The 17331-nt window shown below is 74.3% G+C and carries 15 protein-coding genes, 1 tRNA gene and 1 pseudogene; 13 read left to right on the forward strand and 4 right to left on the reverse strand.

The features are described from left to right. Positions 1 to 11 precede the first annotated feature (11 nt). The 4 genes and pseudogenes from fdh to AB2L27_RS18360 form a co-directional block, all read left to right on the forward strand. Positions 12 to 3251 (forward strand): annotated as a pseudogene (gene fdh / locus AB2L27_RS18345) (formate dehydrogenase); the annotation flags it as partial. A 230-nt stretch (positions 3252 to 3481) separates the two neighbouring features. Beyond that, positions 3482 to 4636 carry a 4Fe-4S dicluster domain-containing protein gene (locus AB2L27_RS18350; protein WP_370442938.1) on the forward strand — a complete coding sequence of 385 codons (1155 nt, stop codon included), beginning with the start codon at positions 3482 to 3484 and terminating at the stop codon, positions 4634 to 4636. After that, positions 4633 to 5787 (forward strand): NrfD/PsrC family molybdoenzyme membrane anchor subunit, encoded by a 1155-nt coding sequence (gene nrfD / locus AB2L27_RS18355; RefSeq protein ID WP_370442939.1) that lies wholly within the window; start codon positions 4633 to 4635, stop codon positions 5785 to 5787. The genes AB2L27_RS18350 and nrfD overlap by 4 nt, the downstream gene beginning before the upstream one ends. 18 nt (positions 5788 to 5805) lie before the next feature. Beyond that, a complete protein-coding gene (locus tag AB2L27_RS18360) occupies positions 5806 to 6603 on the forward strand; it encodes a formate/nitrite transporter family protein (RefSeq protein ID WP_370442940.1) in 798 nt (265 codons plus the stop codon). 16 nt (positions 6604 to 6619) lie between these two features. Here the strand turns inward: AB2L27_RS18360 and selD are convergent, their stop codons facing one another. After that, positions 6620 to 7627, reverse strand: coding sequence for a selenide, water dikinase SelD (selD, locus tag AB2L27_RS18365; RefSeq protein WP_370442941.1), 1008 nt, complete (start codon positions 7625 to 7627; stop codon positions 6620 to 6622). A 31-nt stretch (positions 7628 to 7658) separates the two neighbouring features. Here selD and AB2L27_RS18370 point away from each other — a divergent pair. The 9 genes from AB2L27_RS18370 to AB2L27_RS18410 all read left to right on the forward strand — a co-directional run bounded on the left by AB2L27_RS18370 (position 7659) and on the right by AB2L27_RS18410 (position 15914). Beyond that, positions 7659 to 7754, forward strand: a tRNA-Sec gene (locus AB2L27_RS18370). A 49-nt stretch (positions 7755 to 7803) separates the two neighbouring features. Continuing rightward, complete coding sequence (gene selA / locus AB2L27_RS18375; RefSeq protein ID WP_370442942.1) at positions 7804 to 9132, forward strand: L-seryl-tRNA(Sec) selenium transferase; 1329 nt, start codon at positions 7804 to 7806, stop codon at positions 9130 to 9132. Beyond that, positions 9132 to 10916: a selenocysteine-specific translation elongation factor gene (gene selB / locus AB2L27_RS18380; RefSeq protein ID WP_370442966.1), complete on the forward strand. Its 1785-nt coding sequence runs from the start codon at positions 9132 to 9134 to the stop codon at positions 10914 to 10916. Before selA ends, selB begins: the two co-directional genes overlap by 1 nt. Positions 10917 to 11198: 282 nt before the next feature. After that, entirely contained in the window at positions 11199 to 12800 is a 1602-nt protein-coding gene (locus AB2L27_RS18385; protein ID WP_370442943.1) for a putative bifunctional diguanylate cyclase/phosphodiesterase, read from the forward strand. 88 nt (positions 12801 to 12888) lie between these two features. Further along, entirely contained in the window at positions 12889 to 13116 is a 228-nt protein-coding gene (locus AB2L27_RS18390; protein WP_370442944.1) for a FitA-like ribbon-helix-helix domain-containing protein, read from the forward strand. Then, positions 13113 to 13538, forward strand: a complete 426-nt coding sequence (locus tag AB2L27_RS18395) for a type II toxin-antitoxin system VapC family toxin (protein WP_370442945.1) — start codon at positions 13113 to 13115, stop codon at positions 13536 to 13538. Before AB2L27_RS18390 ends, AB2L27_RS18395 begins: the two co-directional genes overlap by 4 nt. 9 nt (positions 13539 to 13547) lie before the next feature. Further along, positions 13548 to 14369 (forward strand): TrmH family RNA methyltransferase, encoded by an 822-nt coding sequence (locus AB2L27_RS18400; protein WP_370442946.1) that lies wholly within the window; start codon positions 13548 to 13550, stop codon positions 14367 to 14369. Between the two features lie 4 nt (positions 14370 to 14373). Continuing rightward, the gene (locus AB2L27_RS18405) at positions 14374 to 14949 is read left to right on the forward strand and encodes a Uma2 family endonuclease (protein WP_370442947.1); all 576 of its coding nucleotides are present in this window, start codon (positions 14374 to 14376) and stop codon (positions 14947 to 14949) included. Continuing rightward, positions 14946 to 15914 carry an NAD(P)H-dependent glycerol-3-phosphate dehydrogenase gene (locus AB2L27_RS18410; protein WP_370442948.1) on the forward strand — a complete coding sequence of 323 codons (969 nt, stop codon included), beginning with the start codon at positions 14946 to 14948 and terminating at the stop codon, positions 15912 to 15914. Before AB2L27_RS18405 ends, AB2L27_RS18410 begins: the two co-directional genes overlap by 4 nt. Here the strand turns inward: AB2L27_RS18410 and AB2L27_RS18415 are convergent. From AB2L27_RS18415 to AB2L27_RS18425, 3 genes are read right to left on the reverse strand one after another with little or no spacing between them, the layout of a single operon-like run. Beyond that, a complete protein-coding gene (locus AB2L27_RS18415) occupies positions 15873 to 16262 on the reverse strand; it encodes an SRPBCC family protein (RefSeq protein WP_370442949.1) in 390 nt (129 codons plus the stop codon). The two genes, AB2L27_RS18410 and AB2L27_RS18415, sit on opposite strands and share 42 nt — an antisense overlap. A gap of 12 nt (positions 16263 to 16274) precedes the next feature. Then, the gene (locus AB2L27_RS18420; RefSeq protein ID WP_370442950.1) at positions 16275 to 16814 is read right to left on the reverse strand and encodes a YbaK/EbsC family protein; all 540 of its coding nucleotides are present in this window, start codon (positions 16812 to 16814) and stop codon (positions 16275 to 16277) included. Then, a complete protein-coding gene (locus AB2L27_RS18425; protein ID WP_370442951.1) occupies positions 16811 to 17317 on the reverse strand; it encodes a YbhB/YbcL family Raf kinase inhibitor-like protein in 507 nt (168 codons plus the stop codon). Before AB2L27_RS18425 ends, AB2L27_RS18420 begins: the two co-directional genes overlap by 4 nt. Positions 17318 to 17331 lie beyond the last annotated feature (14 nt).

Consider the following 17331-nt stretch of genomic DNA (forward strand, 5'->3'; position numbering starts at 1 on the left):
ATGTTCCGACCGTGGGTCTCAAGACGTTCCTCGAGGGGTGGCCGGTCTACCGGCAGCTGACGGGCGACGACCCGCTGGGCCGCGGTGCCGCGACCCAGTCGGCGCGCTCGAAGTCCCTGACGCCGCGCACGGTGACCGCCGACCGGGTGGCCAAGTCGGTCTGCCCCTACTGCGCCGTCGGCTGCGGCCAGCGCGTGTACGTCAAGGACGAGAAGGTCGTCCAGATCGAGGGCGACCCGGACTCCCCGCACTCGCGCGGGCGGTTGTGCCCGAAGGGCTCGGCCAGCGAGCAGCTCGTCAACGGCGACTCCCGGGCCACGACGATCCGCTACCGCGCGCCCTACGCGACGGAGTGGACCGACCTCGACCTCGACACCGCGATGGACATGATCACCGACCGGGTGATCGAGGCCCGCCGCCGCGGCTGGCAGGACGCCGACGAGCACGGCAACCGCCTGAACCGCACGATGGGGATCGCCAGCCTCGGTGGCGCGACGCTGGACAACGAGGAGAACTACCTCATCAAGAAGCTGTTCACGGCCATGGGCGCGATCCAGGTCGAGAACCAGGCCCGCATTTGACACTCCGCCACGGTGCCCGGTCTGGGTGCCTCGTTCGGTCGTGGTGGAGCCACCGGTGACCTGCAGGACCTGAGCAACGCCGACGTCATCGTCATCGAGGGCTCGAACATGGCCGAGTGCCATCCCGTCGGGTTCCAGTGGGTGATGGAGGCCAAGGCGCGCGGCGCGAAGGTCTTCCACGTCGACCCGCGCTTCACGCGCACCAGTGCGCTCGCGGACACCTACGTCCCGATCCGCACCGGGACGGACATCGTCCTGCTCGGGGCGATCATCAACCGCGTCCTGACCCAGGAGCGGGACTTCCGCGAGTACGTGGTGGCCTACACCAACGCCTCGCACCTGGTCAGCGAGGACTTCCAGGACACCGAGGACCTCGACGGGCTGTTCTCCGGTTTCGACCACGAGACGCGGTCCTACGACACGAAGTCCTGGCAGTACGCCGGCGGCGAGAGCGGTGGCGACGAGGAGGAGGAGTCCTCCGACTCCTCCGACAGCGAGACCGGTCAGTCGATGGGGTCCGGGGGTGCTCCCGTGGAGCACCGCGGGATCCAGCGCGACGAGACGCTGCAGGACCCCCGGTGCGTGTACCAGGTGCTCAAGCGGCACTTCGCCCGGTACACCCCCGAGATGGTCGCCGACGTCTGCGGCATCCCGACGGAGGTCTTCGACGAGCTCGCCGAGGCGTGGATCTCCAACTCCGGCCGGGACAAGACCGGCGCGCTGGTCTACAGCGTGGGCTGGACCCAGCGCGGCACCGGGGTGCAGTACATCCGCACCGGCGCGATCCTGCAGCTGCTGCTGGGGAACATGGGCCGGCCCGGCGGCGGGGTCATGGCCCTGCGCGGGCACGCCTCCATCCAGGGCTCCACGGACATCCCGACGCTGTACAACCTCCTGCCCGGGTACCTGCAGATGCCGCACGCCGAGCGGCACCGCTCCCTGCAGGAGTACGTCGACTCCATCAAGGGCACGAACCAGAAGGGGTTCTGGGCCAACGCCGACGCCTACACGGTGAGCCTGCTCAAGGCCTACTTCGGGGAAGAGGCCACGGCGGAGAACGACTTCCTGTTCGACGAGCTGCCCCGCATCAACGGTGACCACGGCACCTACAGCCAGGTCATGGACATGATCGAGGGCGGGAAGATCTTCGGGTACTTCCTGCTCGGGCAGAACCCCGCCGTCGGCTCGGCCAACGGCCGCGCCCAGCGGCTGGGGATGGCGAACCTGGACTGGCTCGTCGTGCGCGACCTCGTGATGATCGAGAGCGCCACGTTCTGGAAGGACGCCCCGGAGGTGGAGACCGGGGAGATCGTGCCGGAGGAGTGCCGCACCGAGGTGTTCTTCCTGCCCGCCGCCTCGCACGTGGAGAAGGAGGGCACGTTCACCCAGACCCAGCGGCTGCTGCAGTGGCGGGAGAAGGCGGTCAACCCGCCGGGCGACGCCACGAGCGAGCTGTGGTTCTTCTACCACCTGGGCCGGCGGATGCGGGAGAAGCTGGCGGGCTCGACCGACCCCCGCGACCAGCTGCTGCTCAAGCTGGCCTGGGACTACCCGTTGCACGGGCAGGAGCAGGAACCCAGCTCCGAGGACGTGCTCCAGGAGATCAACGGTTCCGGCCCGGACGGTCTGCTGCCGGGGTACACCGCGCTGAAGGCCGACGGGTCGACGTCCAGCGGGTGCTGGATCTACTCCGGTGTGTACGCCGACGGCGTCAACCAGGCCGCGCGGCGCAAACCCGGGCGGGAGCAGTCCCTGCACGCCCCCGAGTGGGGCTGGGCGTGGCCGATGAACCGCCGGGTGCTCTACAACCGCGCCTCGGCCGACCCGGACGGCAAGCCGTGGAGCGAGCGCAAGGCGCTGGTGTGGTGGGACGAGGACGCCCGGCGCTGGGTCGGTGACGACATCGCCGACTTCGAGGCCACGAAACCGCCGTCGTACCGGCCGCCCGAGGGGGCGACCGGGGTGGAGGCCATCGCCGGTGACGACCCGTTCGTCATGCAGAGCGACGGCAAGGGCTGGCTCTACGCCCCCAAGGGGGTCGTGGACGGCCCGATGCCGGCGCACTACGAACCGGCGGAGTCCCCGTTCCGCAACGCCGTCTACACCCAGCAGGCCAACCCGGCGCGGGAGATCTACACCAACCACCTCAACGAGGTGCACCCCTCCCCGCCGGAGAACGGCAGCGAGGTGTTCCCGTTCGTGTGGTTCACCTCCCGCCTGACCGAGCACCACACGGCCGGCGGCATGAGCCGCTTCCTGCCCTACCTGGCCGAGCTGCAACCGGCGCTGTTCATGGAGGTCTCCCCGGAACTGGCGAGGATGCGCGGTCTGGAGCACCTGGGGTGGGCGCACGTCGTCACCGCGCGCGCCGTCGTCGAGGCCCGGGTCCTGGTCACCGACCGGCTGGCCCCGCTGAAGGTGCAGGGGACCGAGGTGCACCAGGTCTGGCTGCCCTACCACTGGGGCCCGGGTGGTCTGACGACGGGTGACGTGGTCAACGACCTCGCGCACATGACGCTGGACCCGAACGTGCACATCCAGGAGTTCAAGGCCGGCACGTGCGACGTGCTGCCCGGTCGCCGTCCCCGCGGGGGCGAGGTGCTCGACCTCATCGACGAGTACCGCGTCCGCGGCGGGGTCACGATGGCCTCCGGTTCGGTCGCCGTCACCAGCGACCTGCTGCACGCCAGTGGCCGCGACCGGGCCGCGCTGGCCCAGGACGGGTCGACCCCCGTCGGGGCCGGTCACGACCCCGAGCAGGTCGAGAAGGTCCTCGGCGTGCGCCACGACACCCGGTCCCGACCGGGCGATCCGCAGCAGCACGGGGTGGACCCCCAGGTCCTGGACGCCCACCCCGACCTGCGGCGACCCCCCGCCCCCCACGACACCGGAGACGAGTGATGGCGGCGCTGCCCGACCTGACCGCCAGCCTGTACGGACGGCTGGACGACCCCGCCCGCGACGCCGGCTACGCCGACCCCCCGCCGCGCAAGGGGTTCTTCACCGACACCTCGGTGTGCATCGGCTGCAAGGCGTGCGAGGTCGCCTGCAAGGAGTGGAACGCCGTCCCCGAGGACGGCATCGACCTGCTGGGGATGTCGTACGACAACACCGGCGGCCTCGGCGCGGACTCCTGGCGGGCGGTGGCCTTCATCGAGCAGTCCCGCCCCGTCGGCAACCAGTCGGCGCCCTACGCGGGCGCGGCGACCGGGGGCACCTCCCAGCAGCTGCAGCAGGACGCCCCGGCGGCCGGGTTCGACGCCTTCGCCGAGGCCGCCCGCCTGGGCACCGGGGTCCCCGGGGGGCACCCGGTGGCCGACCGGGCCCACGAGAACACCGGCGGGTGCGGCGGCGGGTGCGGTGGTGGATCGGCCGCAGCTCCCGCAGCACGGTCCGGGGAGCAGACCGGGGGACGGACCGGGGGGCAGTTCCTCGGGATGCCCGGGATGCTGGCGCCCGCCCCGCTGCCGGACCGCGACGGCCGCCAGGACGTCCGCTGGCTCATGATGTCCAACGTCTGCAAGCACTGCACGCACGCCGCCTGCCTCGACGTGTGCCCGACCGGTGCGCTGTTCCGCACCGAGTTCGGCACGGTCGTGGTGCAGGAGGACGTCTGCAACGGCTGCGGCTACTGCGTCTCGGCCTGCCCGTACGGCGTCATCGACAAGCGCGAGGACGACGGCCGGGCCTGGAAGTGCACGCTGTGCTACGACCGGCTCGGGGAGGACGAGACCCCCGCGTGCGCCAAGGCGTGCCCCACCGAATCCATCCAGTTCGGCGACCTCGACGAGCTGCGCGAGCGCGCCGAGCGGCGCCGGCAGCAGCTGCACGACGTCGGCGTCACCGAGGCCCGGCTGTACGGGGAGGACCCCGAGGACGGCGTCGGCGGGGACGGGGCGTTCTTCCTGCTCCTGGACGAACCGGAGGTCTACGGCCTGCCGCCGGACCCGGTCGTCACCACCCGCGACCTGCCCTCGATGTACAAGCACATGGCCGCGGCCGCCGGGTTCATGCTGCTCGGCACCGTCGCCGCGGCGCTGGGGCGGCGCTCGTGACCCCGAAACCGTCGCAGGAGACCCCGCACCAGCCCGGCCAGCCGGGGTTCGAGCACGTCCCCGGCACCGTCCCCCGCGAGCGGGAGGTACCCCCACCGATCGGCGGGCAGGCCGCCCGGATGTGGGACGCGGGGATGGGCTCTCGCCGGAACCGCGGCAAGGACGGGAGGAAGCGCAGGCGGGGCGACGCCAACGCCGTCGTCCCGGACGCGGAGTTCCGCTCCTACTACGGCCGGGCGGTCCTCAAACCCCCGGTGTGGACGCACGAGATCGCCTACTACCTCTTCACCGGGGGACTGGCGGCCGGGTGCTCGATGCTGGCCGTCGTCGCCGACGTGCGCGGGGACGTGGCCGCGCGCAGGGCCCTGCGCACCACGTCGCTGACGGCGGTCGGGGCCAGCGCGTACTTCCTCGTCGCCGACCTGGGCCGGCCCGAGCGGTTCTACAACATGCTGCGCGTGGCCAAGGTGACCTCGCCCATGTCGGTCGGCACGTACATCCTGTCGGTGTTCGGCCCGCTGTCCGGGGCGGCGGCGGTCGCCGAGCTCGGTGCCCTGCTGCCCGAGCGCGGGGTGCCGGGTCTGCTGCGTCGCGTCGCCGGCCCGGCCGGGTCCGTCGCGGGCGCCGGCGCGGCGCTCACCGGTCCGCTGCTGGCCACCTACACCGCCGTCCTGTTCGCCGACACGGCCGTGCCGAGCTGGCACGAGCCGTACCGGGAACTGCCGTTCGTCTTCGGCGGCAGCGCCCTCGCGGCCGGTTCGGGGGCGGCGCTGCTGCTGGCCCCGGTGGGCCAGAGCGGTTCCGCCGCGCGGCTCGCGGCGATCGGTGCCACCGTGGAACTCGCTGCCGCGCACCGGATGGAGACCGCGCACGGGCTCGTCAGCGAACCCTTCCACCTCGGGCGGCCCGGGACGTTCCTCAAGGCCGCCCGCACGCTCACCGCGGCCGGGGCCGCCGGCGGCATCGCCGCCCGGTTCCTGCCCCGGCGGGCGGGCCGGGTGGTGTCGGCCGTGGCGGGGGCGAGCCTGCTCACCGGGTCGTTCCTCACCCGCATGGCCGTCTTCGAGGCCGGAGTCGCCTCGACCAAGGACCCCAAGTACGTCGTCGTCCCGCAACGGGAACGTCTGGAGGCACGCCAGCGCGCCTCCTGAGCACCGGGAGAGAACCGCATGGCCTTCAAGACACCGGAACAGATCGCCGTCGCCGCGGTGGCCAGCGGCGAGAAGAAGGCGCACCTGCCGGTCGCCAAGATGATCGTCGGGGGTTTCCTCGCCGGCGCCTACATCGCCTTCGCGGGCCTGCTGGCCGTGGACGTGACCTCCGGTCTCGACCCCGCGCTGTGGGGCGGGGTGACCACGCTGCTCACCGGCGCGGTGTTCAGCCTCGGGCTGGTGCTCGTCATCATCGCCGGGTCGGAACTGCTCACGGGGAACATGGCGCTGGTCCCCATCGCGTTGCTGAGCCGCAAGGTCACGGTGGGACGGCTGGCCCTGAACTGGGGCGTCGTCCTGCTGGCGAACCTCCTCGGTGCCCTGTTCGTGGCTTACGTCCTGGCCGTCCAGACGGGCGTCATCGGGGCCGAGGGCACGGCGTCGTTCACGCGCATCGCGGCCATCGCCACGGGCAAGGCCGTCACCGAGGACGACCTGACGATCTTCCTGCGGGCCATCGGGTGCAACTGGCTCGTGTGCCTGGGCGTCTGGATGGCGATGGCGGCCGAGGACGTCGCGGGGAAGGTCCTGGCGATCTTCTTCCCCATCACCGCGTTCGTGGCCCTGGGGTTCGACCACGTCGTGGCGAACATGTTCTTCCTGCCCGCCGCCCACTGGGCCGGGGTGCCCGGCATCGGGTGGGGCGACATCGTCAACAACTGGGTGTTCGCCGCGCTCGGCAACGTCGTGGGCGGCGGGTTCTTCGTCGGGGTCCTCTACTGGTTCCTGTACCTGCGGGGCCGCACGGCGGACTGACCCCTCCGTCGAGGTCTCACCGCACCACGAGGGTGGTGTCCCCGCGGCGCGGCACGAGTTCCCCGACGACGGGGTAGCCGGGGACCTCCCCGGCGACGAGCAGGCCCCCGGAGGTCTGCGCGTCGGCGAGCAGGACCAGCTCGTCCTCACCGGCCGACCCGGCGTCCAGGTGCGGGCGGACCCAGTCGAGGTTGCGGCGGCTGCCGCCGGGGACGAACCCCTCGGCCAGCGAGCGCCGGGCGCCTTCGACGTAGGGGACGGCGGCGGCGTCCACGACGGCGGTGACACCGCTGGCGCGGGCCACCTCGTGCAGGTGCCCCAGCAGCCCGAACCCGGTGACGTCGGTGGCGCACCGCGCCCCGGCGGCCAGGGCGGCGAGGGAGGCGTCCCGGTTCAGGGTCGTCATGACGGCGATCGCCTCCTCGAACACCTCACCCGTCGCCTTGTGCCGGTTGTTCAGCACCCCCAGGCCCAGGGGTTTGGTCAGGGTCAGCGGCAGCCCCGCGCGTGCGGCGTCCCCGCGCAGCAGGGTGTCGGGGTCACCGATCCCGGTGACGGCCATGCCGTACTTCGGTTCGGGGTCGTCGATGCTGTGACCGCCGCCGAGGTGGCACCCGGCCTCGGCGGCCGCGTCGGCGCCCCCGCGCAGCACCTCCCGGGCCAGCTCCGGTGGCAGGACCTCGCGCGGCCAGCCCAGCAGGTTCACCGCCACCAGGGGGGTGCCGCCCATGGCGTAGACGTCGGACATCGCGTTCGTCGCGGCGATCCGGCCGAAGGCGTAGGCGTCGTCGACGACGGGGGTGAAGAAGTCGGCGGTGGCGATGACCGCGCGACCACCCTTGATGCGCACGACGGCGGCGTCGTCGCCGACGCCGACGAGCAGGTCGTCGCCGACGCCGACGAGCAGGTCGTCGGCGGCCGGTGGGACGAGGCCGGCGACCATCTCCTCCAGTTCGCCCGGCGGGATCTTGCAGGCGCAGCCTCCGCCGTGGGCGTACTGGGTCAGTCTCCTCGGCGAGCTCATGGGCCCCACCGTAGGGTGGGGTCGCGTGCGGGGAGGCGTACGGGTGCCTGGTGGCCCCCGCGGTCTTCAACACCGTCGTGACCGAGCACCTCGGTCAGGTGGGTTCGATTCCCATCCGCCTCCGCCACGCACGCTCCCGCCCGGCCCCCCGGCGGGTCCTCGCGTAGGTTCCCCCCGTGCACGCCGAGCAGCAGGACCAGCGGCGCCGCGTCCCCCGCACGGACGCGGTACTGGCCGACCCGCAGGTGGCGGCCGCCGCCGCCGAGCGGGGCCGGGACGCCGTCCGGGACGTCGTGCGCGCCGTCCAGCAGCGGGTCCGCGCCGGTGACCTGCCGCCGGAGGAGGTCGTGCCGGCCGTCCTGGCCGCCCTGCCCCCGGCCGGGACGACGCTGCGGCGCGTCCTGAACGCCACGGGGGCCGTGCTGCACACCAACCTGGGCCGGGCCCAGCTCTCCCCGGCCGCGGTGGACGCCGTCGTCACCGCCGCCGGGGCCACCGACGTCGAGATGGACCTCGTGTCGGGCCGCCGGGCCCGGCGCGGGCGCGGGACGCTGGCCGCGCTGCGGGCGGCGGTCCCGGCCGCCGGCGACGTGCACGTGGTGAACAACGGCGCCGCGGCCCTCGCCCTCGTCGCCACCGCCCTGGCCGCGGGCCGGGAGATCGTCGTCAGCCGCGGTGAGCTCGTCGAGATCGGTGACGGGTTCCGGCTGCCGGACCTGCTGGAGTCCACCGGGGCCCGGTTGCGGGAGGTGGGGACGACCAACCGCACCACGCTCGCGGACTACCGCGCGGCGCTGTCGGAGCGGACGGGGTTCGTCCTGAAGGTCCACCCCTCCAACTTCGTCGTCACCGGCTTCACCGCCGGGGTCGAGGCGGGTGAGCTGGCCGGGGAGTGCGCGGGGCTGGGCGTGCCCGTCGTCGTGGACATCGGCTCGGGCCTGCTGGCCCCGGACCCGGCGCTGCCGGCCGAACCGGACGCCGCGACGGCGCTGGCCGCCGGTGCCGACCTCGTGACGGCCTCGGGGGACAAGCTGCTGGGCGGGCCGCAGGCGGGGTTGCTGCTGGGGGAGGCCGGGCTCGTCGAACGGCTGCGCCGGCACCCGCTGGCCCGTGCGCTGCGCGTGGACAAGCTCACCCTCGCCGCCCTGGAGGCCACCCTGCGCGCCGCGCCCAACCCCACCCGCGCCGCCGTGCACGCCGACCCGTCGGTCCTGCACGAGCGCTGCCTCGCGGTGGCCGAGGCGTTGCGCGGCGGCGGGATCGACGTCGCGGTGCAACCGTCGGCCGCCGTGGTGGGGGGCGGGGGTGCCCCCGGGGTGGAGCTGGCGTCGTGGGTGCTGTCCCTGCACCCCGACCTCGCGGTCCCGCTGCGGACGGGAGACCCCGCGGTCGCCGGGCGCGTGGAGGGGGGGCGGTTGCTGCTGGACCTGCGGACGGTGCCCACCGCCGCGGACGACCTCCTCGTCGACCTCGTCGTCGCCGCGGTGCGTGGGGTGAGCCGGTGATGCGCACGAGCGTGGTGGCCACGGCCGGGCACGTCGACCACGGCAAGTCCTCCCTCGTGCGCGCCCTCACCGGCCGCGACCCCGACCGCTACGCCGAGGAGAAGCGCCGCGGCCTGACCATCGACCTGGGCTACGCCTGGACCGAGGTGCCGGGCGGGGGCACCGTCGCCTTCGTCGACGTCCCCGGCCACGAACGGTTCGTGCCGACGATGCTGGCCGGTGTCGGGCCCGTGCCCGTCGTCGTGTTCGTCGTCGCCGCCGACGGTGGGTGGATGCCGCAGTCCGCCGAGCACCTGGCCGCCCTGGACGCCCTCGACGTGCGGCACGGGTTGCTCGTGATCACCCGCGCCGACCTGGCCGACCCGGCGCCGGTGCGGGAGGCGGCGCTGGCCGAGCTGGGCCGCACCAGCCTGCGGGACGTGCCCGCGGTGGCCTGCAGCGCCGTCACCGGTGAGGGCCTGGACGCCGTGCGGGCCGCGCTGGCCGACGTGCTGGCCACGGTCCCCGCCCCGGACCCCGCGGCGCCGGTGCGGTTCTGGGTCGACCGCAGCTTCTCGGTGACCGGGGCCGGGACGGTCGTCACCGGGACGTTGCCGGCCGGGACGGTCGCGGTCGGTGACGAGCTCGTCGTCGGTGAGCGCACCGTGAACGTGCGGGGGGTGCAGTCCCTGGAACGCCCCGTCGAGCGGGCCGCCGGGGTGGCGCGGGTGGCGGTGAACCTGCGCGGGGTGGACCGGCGCGACGTCCGGCGCGGGGACGCGCTGCTGACCCCCGGGACGCACGTGCGCACCGACCTCGTGGACGTCCGGGTGGACGTCCGGGTGGACGTGCGGGCGGACGTGCGGGCGGACCCGGCGGGCCTGCCCGCCGAACTGGTGGTCCACCTCGGCTCGGCCGCCGTCCCCGCCCGGGTGCGGCCCCTGGGCGGGCCGCTGGTGCGGTTGCAGCTGCGCACCCCGCTGCCGCTCGTCGTGGGCGACCGCCTGCTGCTGCGCGACCCGGCCCGGCACGAGGTGCTCGGGCCCGCGGCCGTGCTCGACGTCCTGCCCCCGGTGCTGCGCCGGCGCGGGGCCGCCGCGGCCCGCGCCGCCACCCTCGCCGAGGTGCGCGGGCCCGACCTGGGGTCCGAGCTGCGCCGGCGCCACCTCGTGCGCGGCCGCACCCTGCGCGCGATGGGGGTGCCGGTGGCGGGGGAGCCGGTCGCCGGGGACTGGTACGCCGACCCGGCCTGGTGGGCCGCGCGGCGCGCCCGGGTCCCGGAGGTGGTGCGGGCCTACCGGGCCGCGAACCCGCTGCACCCCGGCCCGACGCTGGAGCACGTGCGCCGCACCCTGGGCCTGCCCGACCTCGGCCACGACACCACCCTGGTGACCGCCCTCGTCACCGACCCGCTGCGCGTGCGGGAGGGCCGCGTCGTGGAACGCACCGACGACCTGCCGCCGGCGGTCGAGCGGGCGGTCGCCGCCGTCCTGGCCGACCTGTCCGCGGCCCCCTTCGCCGCACCCGACGTCGAACGGCTGCGCGAGCTGCGCCTGGGCCGCTCCGAGCTGGCCGCCGCGGTGCGGGCGGGGCGGCTCGAACGGGTCGCCGAGGGCCTGGTCCTGGCCCCCGGGTACCGGGACCGGGCGGTCGCGGCGCTGCGGGCCGTGCCGCAGCCGTTCTCCCTCAGCCAGGCGCGCCAGGCCCTCGGCACGTCCCGGCGCGTCGCGGTGCCGCTGCTGGAGGCGCTCGACGCCGCCGGTGCCACCGTCCGCGACGCCGACGACCGGCGCCGGCTGCGGTGAGGAGCCCGCGGTGAACGGGGTCGGGGGTGCCGTCGGGCACGTCCCGCGACGGCCTCGCCGTGGCGGTCGCGACGTTCGCCGAGACCGAGACCGGGGCCGACCCGGTCCGACCTGGGCCGATCGGGTGACTTCGGGGCCGATCGGGGTGGGTCGTCGTGACGGGGCCGACCGGGTGAAGTAGACAGAACGTATGGTCTCGATGACGATGAGCAGTCAACGAGCCGTTCGGGTGACACCAGAGCCCGCGGCGGCTCCGCAGGTGCGGCGAGGAGGGACCCCCGGATGAGCCGTTGGCCGTGGTCGGCGCGGCACGGTGCGGGCGACGACGTCCGCACCCGGGTCGTGCCCTGGGCGGTCGTCTCGCCCCTCGTCGTCGTCGGCGTCGTCGCCCTCCTGCAGGTCCTCACCGACGGCGGCCCCACCCTGTCCGACCTCCTCGCGGCGCTCGCGGGCGGCATCGTCGCCGGGGTTCTGCTGCTCGTCCTGGCCCTGCAGTCGGCCGTGCGCCTGGACGTGGAGGGCCGCCGCCAGCAGGAGGCCCTCGACGCGGCCCTGCGCCAGGCGCTGCACGACCCCCTGACCGACCTCGGCAACCGGCAGTTGTTCACCGACCGCCTCCAACACGCCCTGGCCCGCCGCAGTTCCGGCGCCTGCGCCGTCCTCTACCTCGACCTCGACGGGTTCAAGGGCGTCAACGACACCCACGGGCACGCGGTCGGCGACATCGTGCTGGTGGAGGTGTCGAACCGGTTGCGCGCCGCCGTCCGGCCCGAGGACACCGTCGCCCGGTTCGGTGGTGACGAGTTCGCCGTGCTGTGCGAGGACCTGGCCGACGAGCTCAACGCCTCGCGCATCGCCGAGCGCGTCGTGAACTCCATCGCCGACCGACCCATCGAGTTCGGCGGCGGCCGGCGCCTGGTGATCACCCCCAGCGTGGGCATCGCCCTGGCCCGCGACGAGGCCGACGCCTCCAAGCTCCTGCGCCGCGCCGACGCCGCGCTGTACCGGGCCAAGGAGGGCGGCAAGGCGCGCTCGGAACTGTTCGACGAACGCATGCAGGCCCAGGCCGTCGACACGCTGCAGACCGAGGACGACCTCGCCGCCGCCGTGGCCGAGGGGCAGTTGCGCCTGCACTACCAGCCGATCGTCGACCTGCGCGACGGTCACGTGACCGGCGTGGAGGCGCTGCTGCGCTGGCAGCATCCGCACCGCGGCCTGCTGCAGCCGGCCGAGTTCGTGCCGCTGGCCGAACGCAGCGGGCTCATCGTCGACATCGGCAAGTGGGTCATCGACGAGGCGTGGCGCACGCTGGAGCACTGGTACTCCACGATCGAGGACTGCCGGCTGACCATCGCCGTGAACGTCTCGCGCCGCCAGCTCGCCAACGCCGAACTCCTCGACGCCGTCGCCTCCTCCCAGCCGACCGGGCCCGCCGGCGGCGCGCTGCTCGTGGAGGTCAGCGAGGAACTGCTCGTCGCCGACGCCAACGCGGGGTTCTCCACCCTGCACGCGCTGCGGATGATGGGCGTGCGCGTCGCCGTCGACGACTTCGGCGCGGGGGTCTCCTCCCTGGCCCACCTGCAGAGCATGCCCATCGACCACGTGAAGGTGGACCGCCACTTCGTCGCCGGCCTCGGCCGGCGCCGCCAGGACGAGGCCGTGGTGGCCGGGATCATCGGCATGGCCAAGAACATGGGCGTCGGCGTCGTGGCCGAGGGGGTGGAGTCCTCCGACCAGCTCGCGGCGCTCAAGCGGCTCGGGTGCGACTCGGCCCAGGGTTTCCTGCTGGGCCGCCCGAGCCCGGACGTGCGGGACGTCATCGACCTGCCCGCGCTGGAGTCCCGCGCCAGGACCGAGCCGCCGCGCTCGGTCGTCGTGCGCTGAGCGGGTGGTGCTGCGACGGGTGGACGCCGGCGTACGTCCCGACTGATATCATTGCGGCGATATCGGTAGTCGGGAGGATGTGACTGTCGTGGAGCAGATCGTGGTGCGCAACCTCCCCACGGGGACGAAGGGCGCGCTCAAGGCGCAGGCCCAGCGGCACGGCCGATCCCTCGAAGCCGAGGTGCGCGAGATCCTGGCCAACAGCATCGCGCGCGAACCGGCCACCCTCGTGGACCTGCTCGGCGTCGACGAGGGGGCCGACGTGGAGTTCGAGCCCGAGCGGCTGCGGCTCCTGCCGCGGACCCCCGAGCTGTGAAGTACGTGCTGGACACCAACGTGGTGTCTGCGCTGCGGGTTCGCGGGCGCAACCCCGCCGTCGAGGACTGGTCCCGGTCGGTCGCCCTGGGCGACCAGTACGTCGCCGCCACCACCGTCGCCGAGATCGAGCGAGGTGTCGTGGCGAAGGAACGGTCCGACCCCGCGCAGGGTGAGGTCCTGCGCCGCTGGTTCCAGCGGAACGTCCTGCCCGTGTTCAGCGACCGCGTCCTGCCGTTCGACCTGCCCGCCGCCCGGCTCCTGGCCGGGTACCGCGTCCCCGAGCACGCACCCCTGGACGACGCGCTGATCGCCGCCGTCGCCCAGGCCCGAGGCATGACGGTGGTGACGCGGAACGTGAAGCACTTCGCACCCCTGGACGTAGCCTGCCTCGACCCGTGGGTGCAGGACCGCCTCGGGTAGCGTTCCCCGGTGCCGCGGATCGACCTCGACGACCTCACCGACCCGCAGCACGCGGGCCTCCTGCGCGACTACACCTCCCTGCGGGACGTTCAGTTGCGAACCCGCCGGGAGCCGGCCGAGGGGTTGTTCCTCGCCGAGAGCGTCGAGGTGATCCGGCGGGCGCTGGAGAACGGGTACGTGCCCCGCTCGTTCCTGCTGTCCCCGCACCGCCACGCCGAACTGGCCGGTGACCTGCCCGCGGACGTGCCCGCGTTCGTCGCGCCACCGGAACTGGTCGAGGCCCTCACCGGGGTCGACCTGCACCGCGGCGCGCTGGGGTCCTTCGCCCGGCCCGCGCCGCGGTCGGTGGCCGACCTCCTCGCCGCGCTGCCGCCGGGCCCGGCCCGGCTCGTCGTGCTGGAGGACATCGCCGACGCCACCAACGTCGGCGCCATCGTGCGGTCGGTCGCCGCGTTCGGGGTCGACGGGTTCGTCGTCAGCCCGCGCTGCGCGGACCCGCTGTACCGGCGCAGCGTGCGGGTCTCGATGGGCACCGTCCTGCACCTGCCGTGGGCGCGGGCCACGTCCTGGCCGGGGGACCTGGACCTGCTGCGGGAGGCCGGGTTCACCGTCGCGGCGCTGGCGCTGTCGGACGACTCGATGGCGCTGGGGGAGTTCGGCGCGCCGGAGCGGCTGGCGTTCCTGCTCGGCGCCGAGGGGGACGGGTTGAGCCGGCGGGCCCTGACCGCCGCCGACGTCGTCGTGCGCATCCCGATGGACCCGCGCGTCGACAGCCTCAACGTGGCCGCGGCCAGCGCAGTCGCCCTGTGGGAGACGCGCGCCCTATCCTGACGCGGTGAGTCTCGACGTGCCCCGGCTCGGCGTCCCCGTGGACGTCTGGCTGAGCGCGCCCTCGGGCTTCGCGGAGGTGGTGGAGGTCGTCGACGGGACGTTCGTGATCAAGAAGGTCGGCGGCAACCCGCACCACTACCTGGCCATCAGCCTGGTCCTGGAGTTCGAACGGCAGTGGGGTGCCGTCGCGACCGCCCCCGGCCACTGGGGCATCGAGATGGCGGCCGACGGGTCGGTGGTGCGGGGGCGCATCCCCGACGTCCTGGTCGATGGTGACGCGCTGCGGTCGGTCGACGTGTTCGTGGGGGTGCCGGCGGCGGCGGTCGAGGTCTGGTCGCCGTCGAACACCCTCCGGGAGATGAACGAGAAGCGGGCTGAGTACCGTCTCGCGGGTCTGCCGGTCCTGCTGGAGGCGTTCCTCAGCGATTCCGGAGACGTCAACCTGGACTGGATGGTCAACCGCGGCAGTCACTGGGCGACCACGGGGACGGGCCAGGGCGACGCGCTGTTCACGGTCCCGGCGACGGACGGTGGGCACCCCGCCTTCCGCGTCGTGCCCAACACGCTGCTGCGCCGGTGACGTCGGCGGGCCGCGTCGCGGTCCTGGGCGCCGGGGCGTGGGGCACCGCGGTGGCCGGTGTCCTCGCGCAGAACGCCGACGTGGGGTTGTGGTGCCGCCGGCCCGAGCTGGCCGCGCAGATCGCGGCGACCGGGGAAAACTCCCGGTACCTGCCCGGGGTGGGGTTGTCGTCGCGGATCGCGGCGAGTTCCGACGTCGAGGTCGTCCTGGCCGGGGCCTCGCTCGTCGTGCTGGCGATCCCGGTGCAGCAGTTGCGGTCCCGGCTCGCCGGGTGGTGTTCGCAGTTCCCCGGGGTGCCGGTCGTGAACCTCGCAAAGGGGGTGGAGACGGCGACGGGGCAGTTCGGGACCGAGGTCGTGCACGGGGTCCTCGACGTGCCCCACGTCCTGGCCCTGTCGGGTCCGAACCTCGCCGCCGAGATCGCCCGGGGGCAACCCGCGGCAACGGTCGTGGCGGGGTCGGACGAACGGGTCGCGCGGGAGGTGGCGGCGGCGTTCGCGACCCCGCAGTTCCACGCCCACGCCGTCACCGACGTCGTCGGGGTGGACGTGGCCGGGGCGTTCAAGAACGTCGTGGCCCTGGCCGTGGGGATGGTCGAGGGGGCCGGGCTCGGCGCGAACGCCCGCGCCGCGGTGCTGACGCTGGGGCTCAGCGAGATGGCCGCCCTCGGCGGGCGGCTGGGGGCGCGGCCGGAGACGTTCCTGGGGCTGGCCGGGGCCGGGGACCTCGTCGCCACCAGCACCTCGACGCTGTCGCGCAACCACCGCGTCGGGGTCGCGCTGGGGCAGGGGCTGGCCCTGACCGGGGCGGTGGACCGGGCCGGGGGGACCGCTGAGGGTGTCGCCACCGCGCCGGCGCTGCTGCGCCGCGACCCGGACCTGCCGTTCGTACGCGACGTCGTCGCGGTGCTGGCGGGGGAGCGCTCACCCGTCGCCGCGGTCTCCCGCCTGCTGTCGGCGGCCTGACCCCCGCGGGGAGACCAGGCGTCGCAGGGCGAACCACGCCACCGGCAGGTAGGGCGCAGGCCCGTGGAACGTCGTAAGGCACCCGCCGGGGACGGCGCGCACGGCGTGGACCAGCTCGATCCCCAGCACCCGCCACGTCCACGTCATGGCGTCCTCGTCGACGGCGGTGACGCGGAACGGCAGGGGCACCGGGCCGCCGTGGACGCGGCCGGTGACGCCGACCGCGATCCGGTCCGCGTCCGCCTCGACGGAGGTCAGGTGCGGGGCCCAGACCGGCCAGCGAGTAATCTGCGCGTAGTCCGCCCAGACCGCCGCCGCCGGCCGGGTCCCGCGCACGCTCAGGCGCACGTCAGCGCGGGGTCATGAGGCGGCCTGCGCGATGTCGACGACCTCCGCGCCCGGGAGGGCGGCCAGGTCGCTACCGCGCACGACGAGCTTGGAGCGGCGCACCCCCGAGCCGACGAGCACCCAGTCGGTGTCGGCCACCCGCCGGTCCACCAGGACCCGCCAGCCGGCCGGCAGGCCGACGGGGGTGATGCCGCCGTGCTCCATCCCCGACTCCTCCACGGCGCGGTTCATCGCCAGGAACGAGGCCTTGCGCACCTCCAGCAGCCGCTTCACGGCCCCGTTGACGTCGGCGCGGGTGCCGGCCAGGACCACGCACGCGGCGATCCGCTCCTCACCCTCCCGCTTGCCGGCCACCACCACGCAGTTGGCCGAGGCGTCCAGGGGGACACCGGCGGCCTCCACGAGCGCGGCCGTGTCCGCCAGGTCGGGGTCGATGTCGGCCACCCAGGCCCCGGCGGGCAGCGCGTCGCGGACCGCCGCGGGCAGGAGCTCGGGGTGGTCGGCCGCCGGCAGCAGGTCCAGGGAGCCGGCCGCGTGCTGCGGGCCGCTCACCGCGCGTAGACGGGGCTCAGCGTCGCGCGGGCCAGGACGTGGCCGATGGTGGAGAACGCCGCGACGGTGGGCGTCGCGTCCTCGGGCAGGCCGAGGCTCTCCACGTCCAGGGCGTGCACGGCGAAGACGTAGCGGTGCTCGCGGTCCCCGGGCGGAGGGGCGGCGCCGGTGAAGTCCGGCGTGCCCATGTCGTTGCGCAGGACCGTGGCGCCCTCGGGGGCGGCGGTGCCCTGCTCCAGGCTCGTCACGCCCACGGGCACGTCGACGATCGTCCAGTGCCAGAACCCGGCCGGGGTCGGGGCGTCGGGGTCGAAGCAGTTGACGAGGAAGCTCCTGGTCCCCTCGGGGAACCCGTTCCAGTCCAGCTGCGGGGAGACGTTGCCGCTCGCGTGCTTCTCGTCCATCTGCTCACCGGAGGTGACGTCGGTGGAGTGCAGGGCGAAGCCGGGCACCGCCGGGAGCAGGGAGTAGGGGTCCGGGGCGATGGGTCGTTCGAGGTCCATGCCCCGACGCTAAC

The organism is Kineococcus halophytocola (assembly GCF_041276425.1).
GTDB lineage: Bacteria > Actinomycetota > Actinomycetes > Actinomycetales > Kineococcaceae > Kineococcus > Kineococcus halophytocola.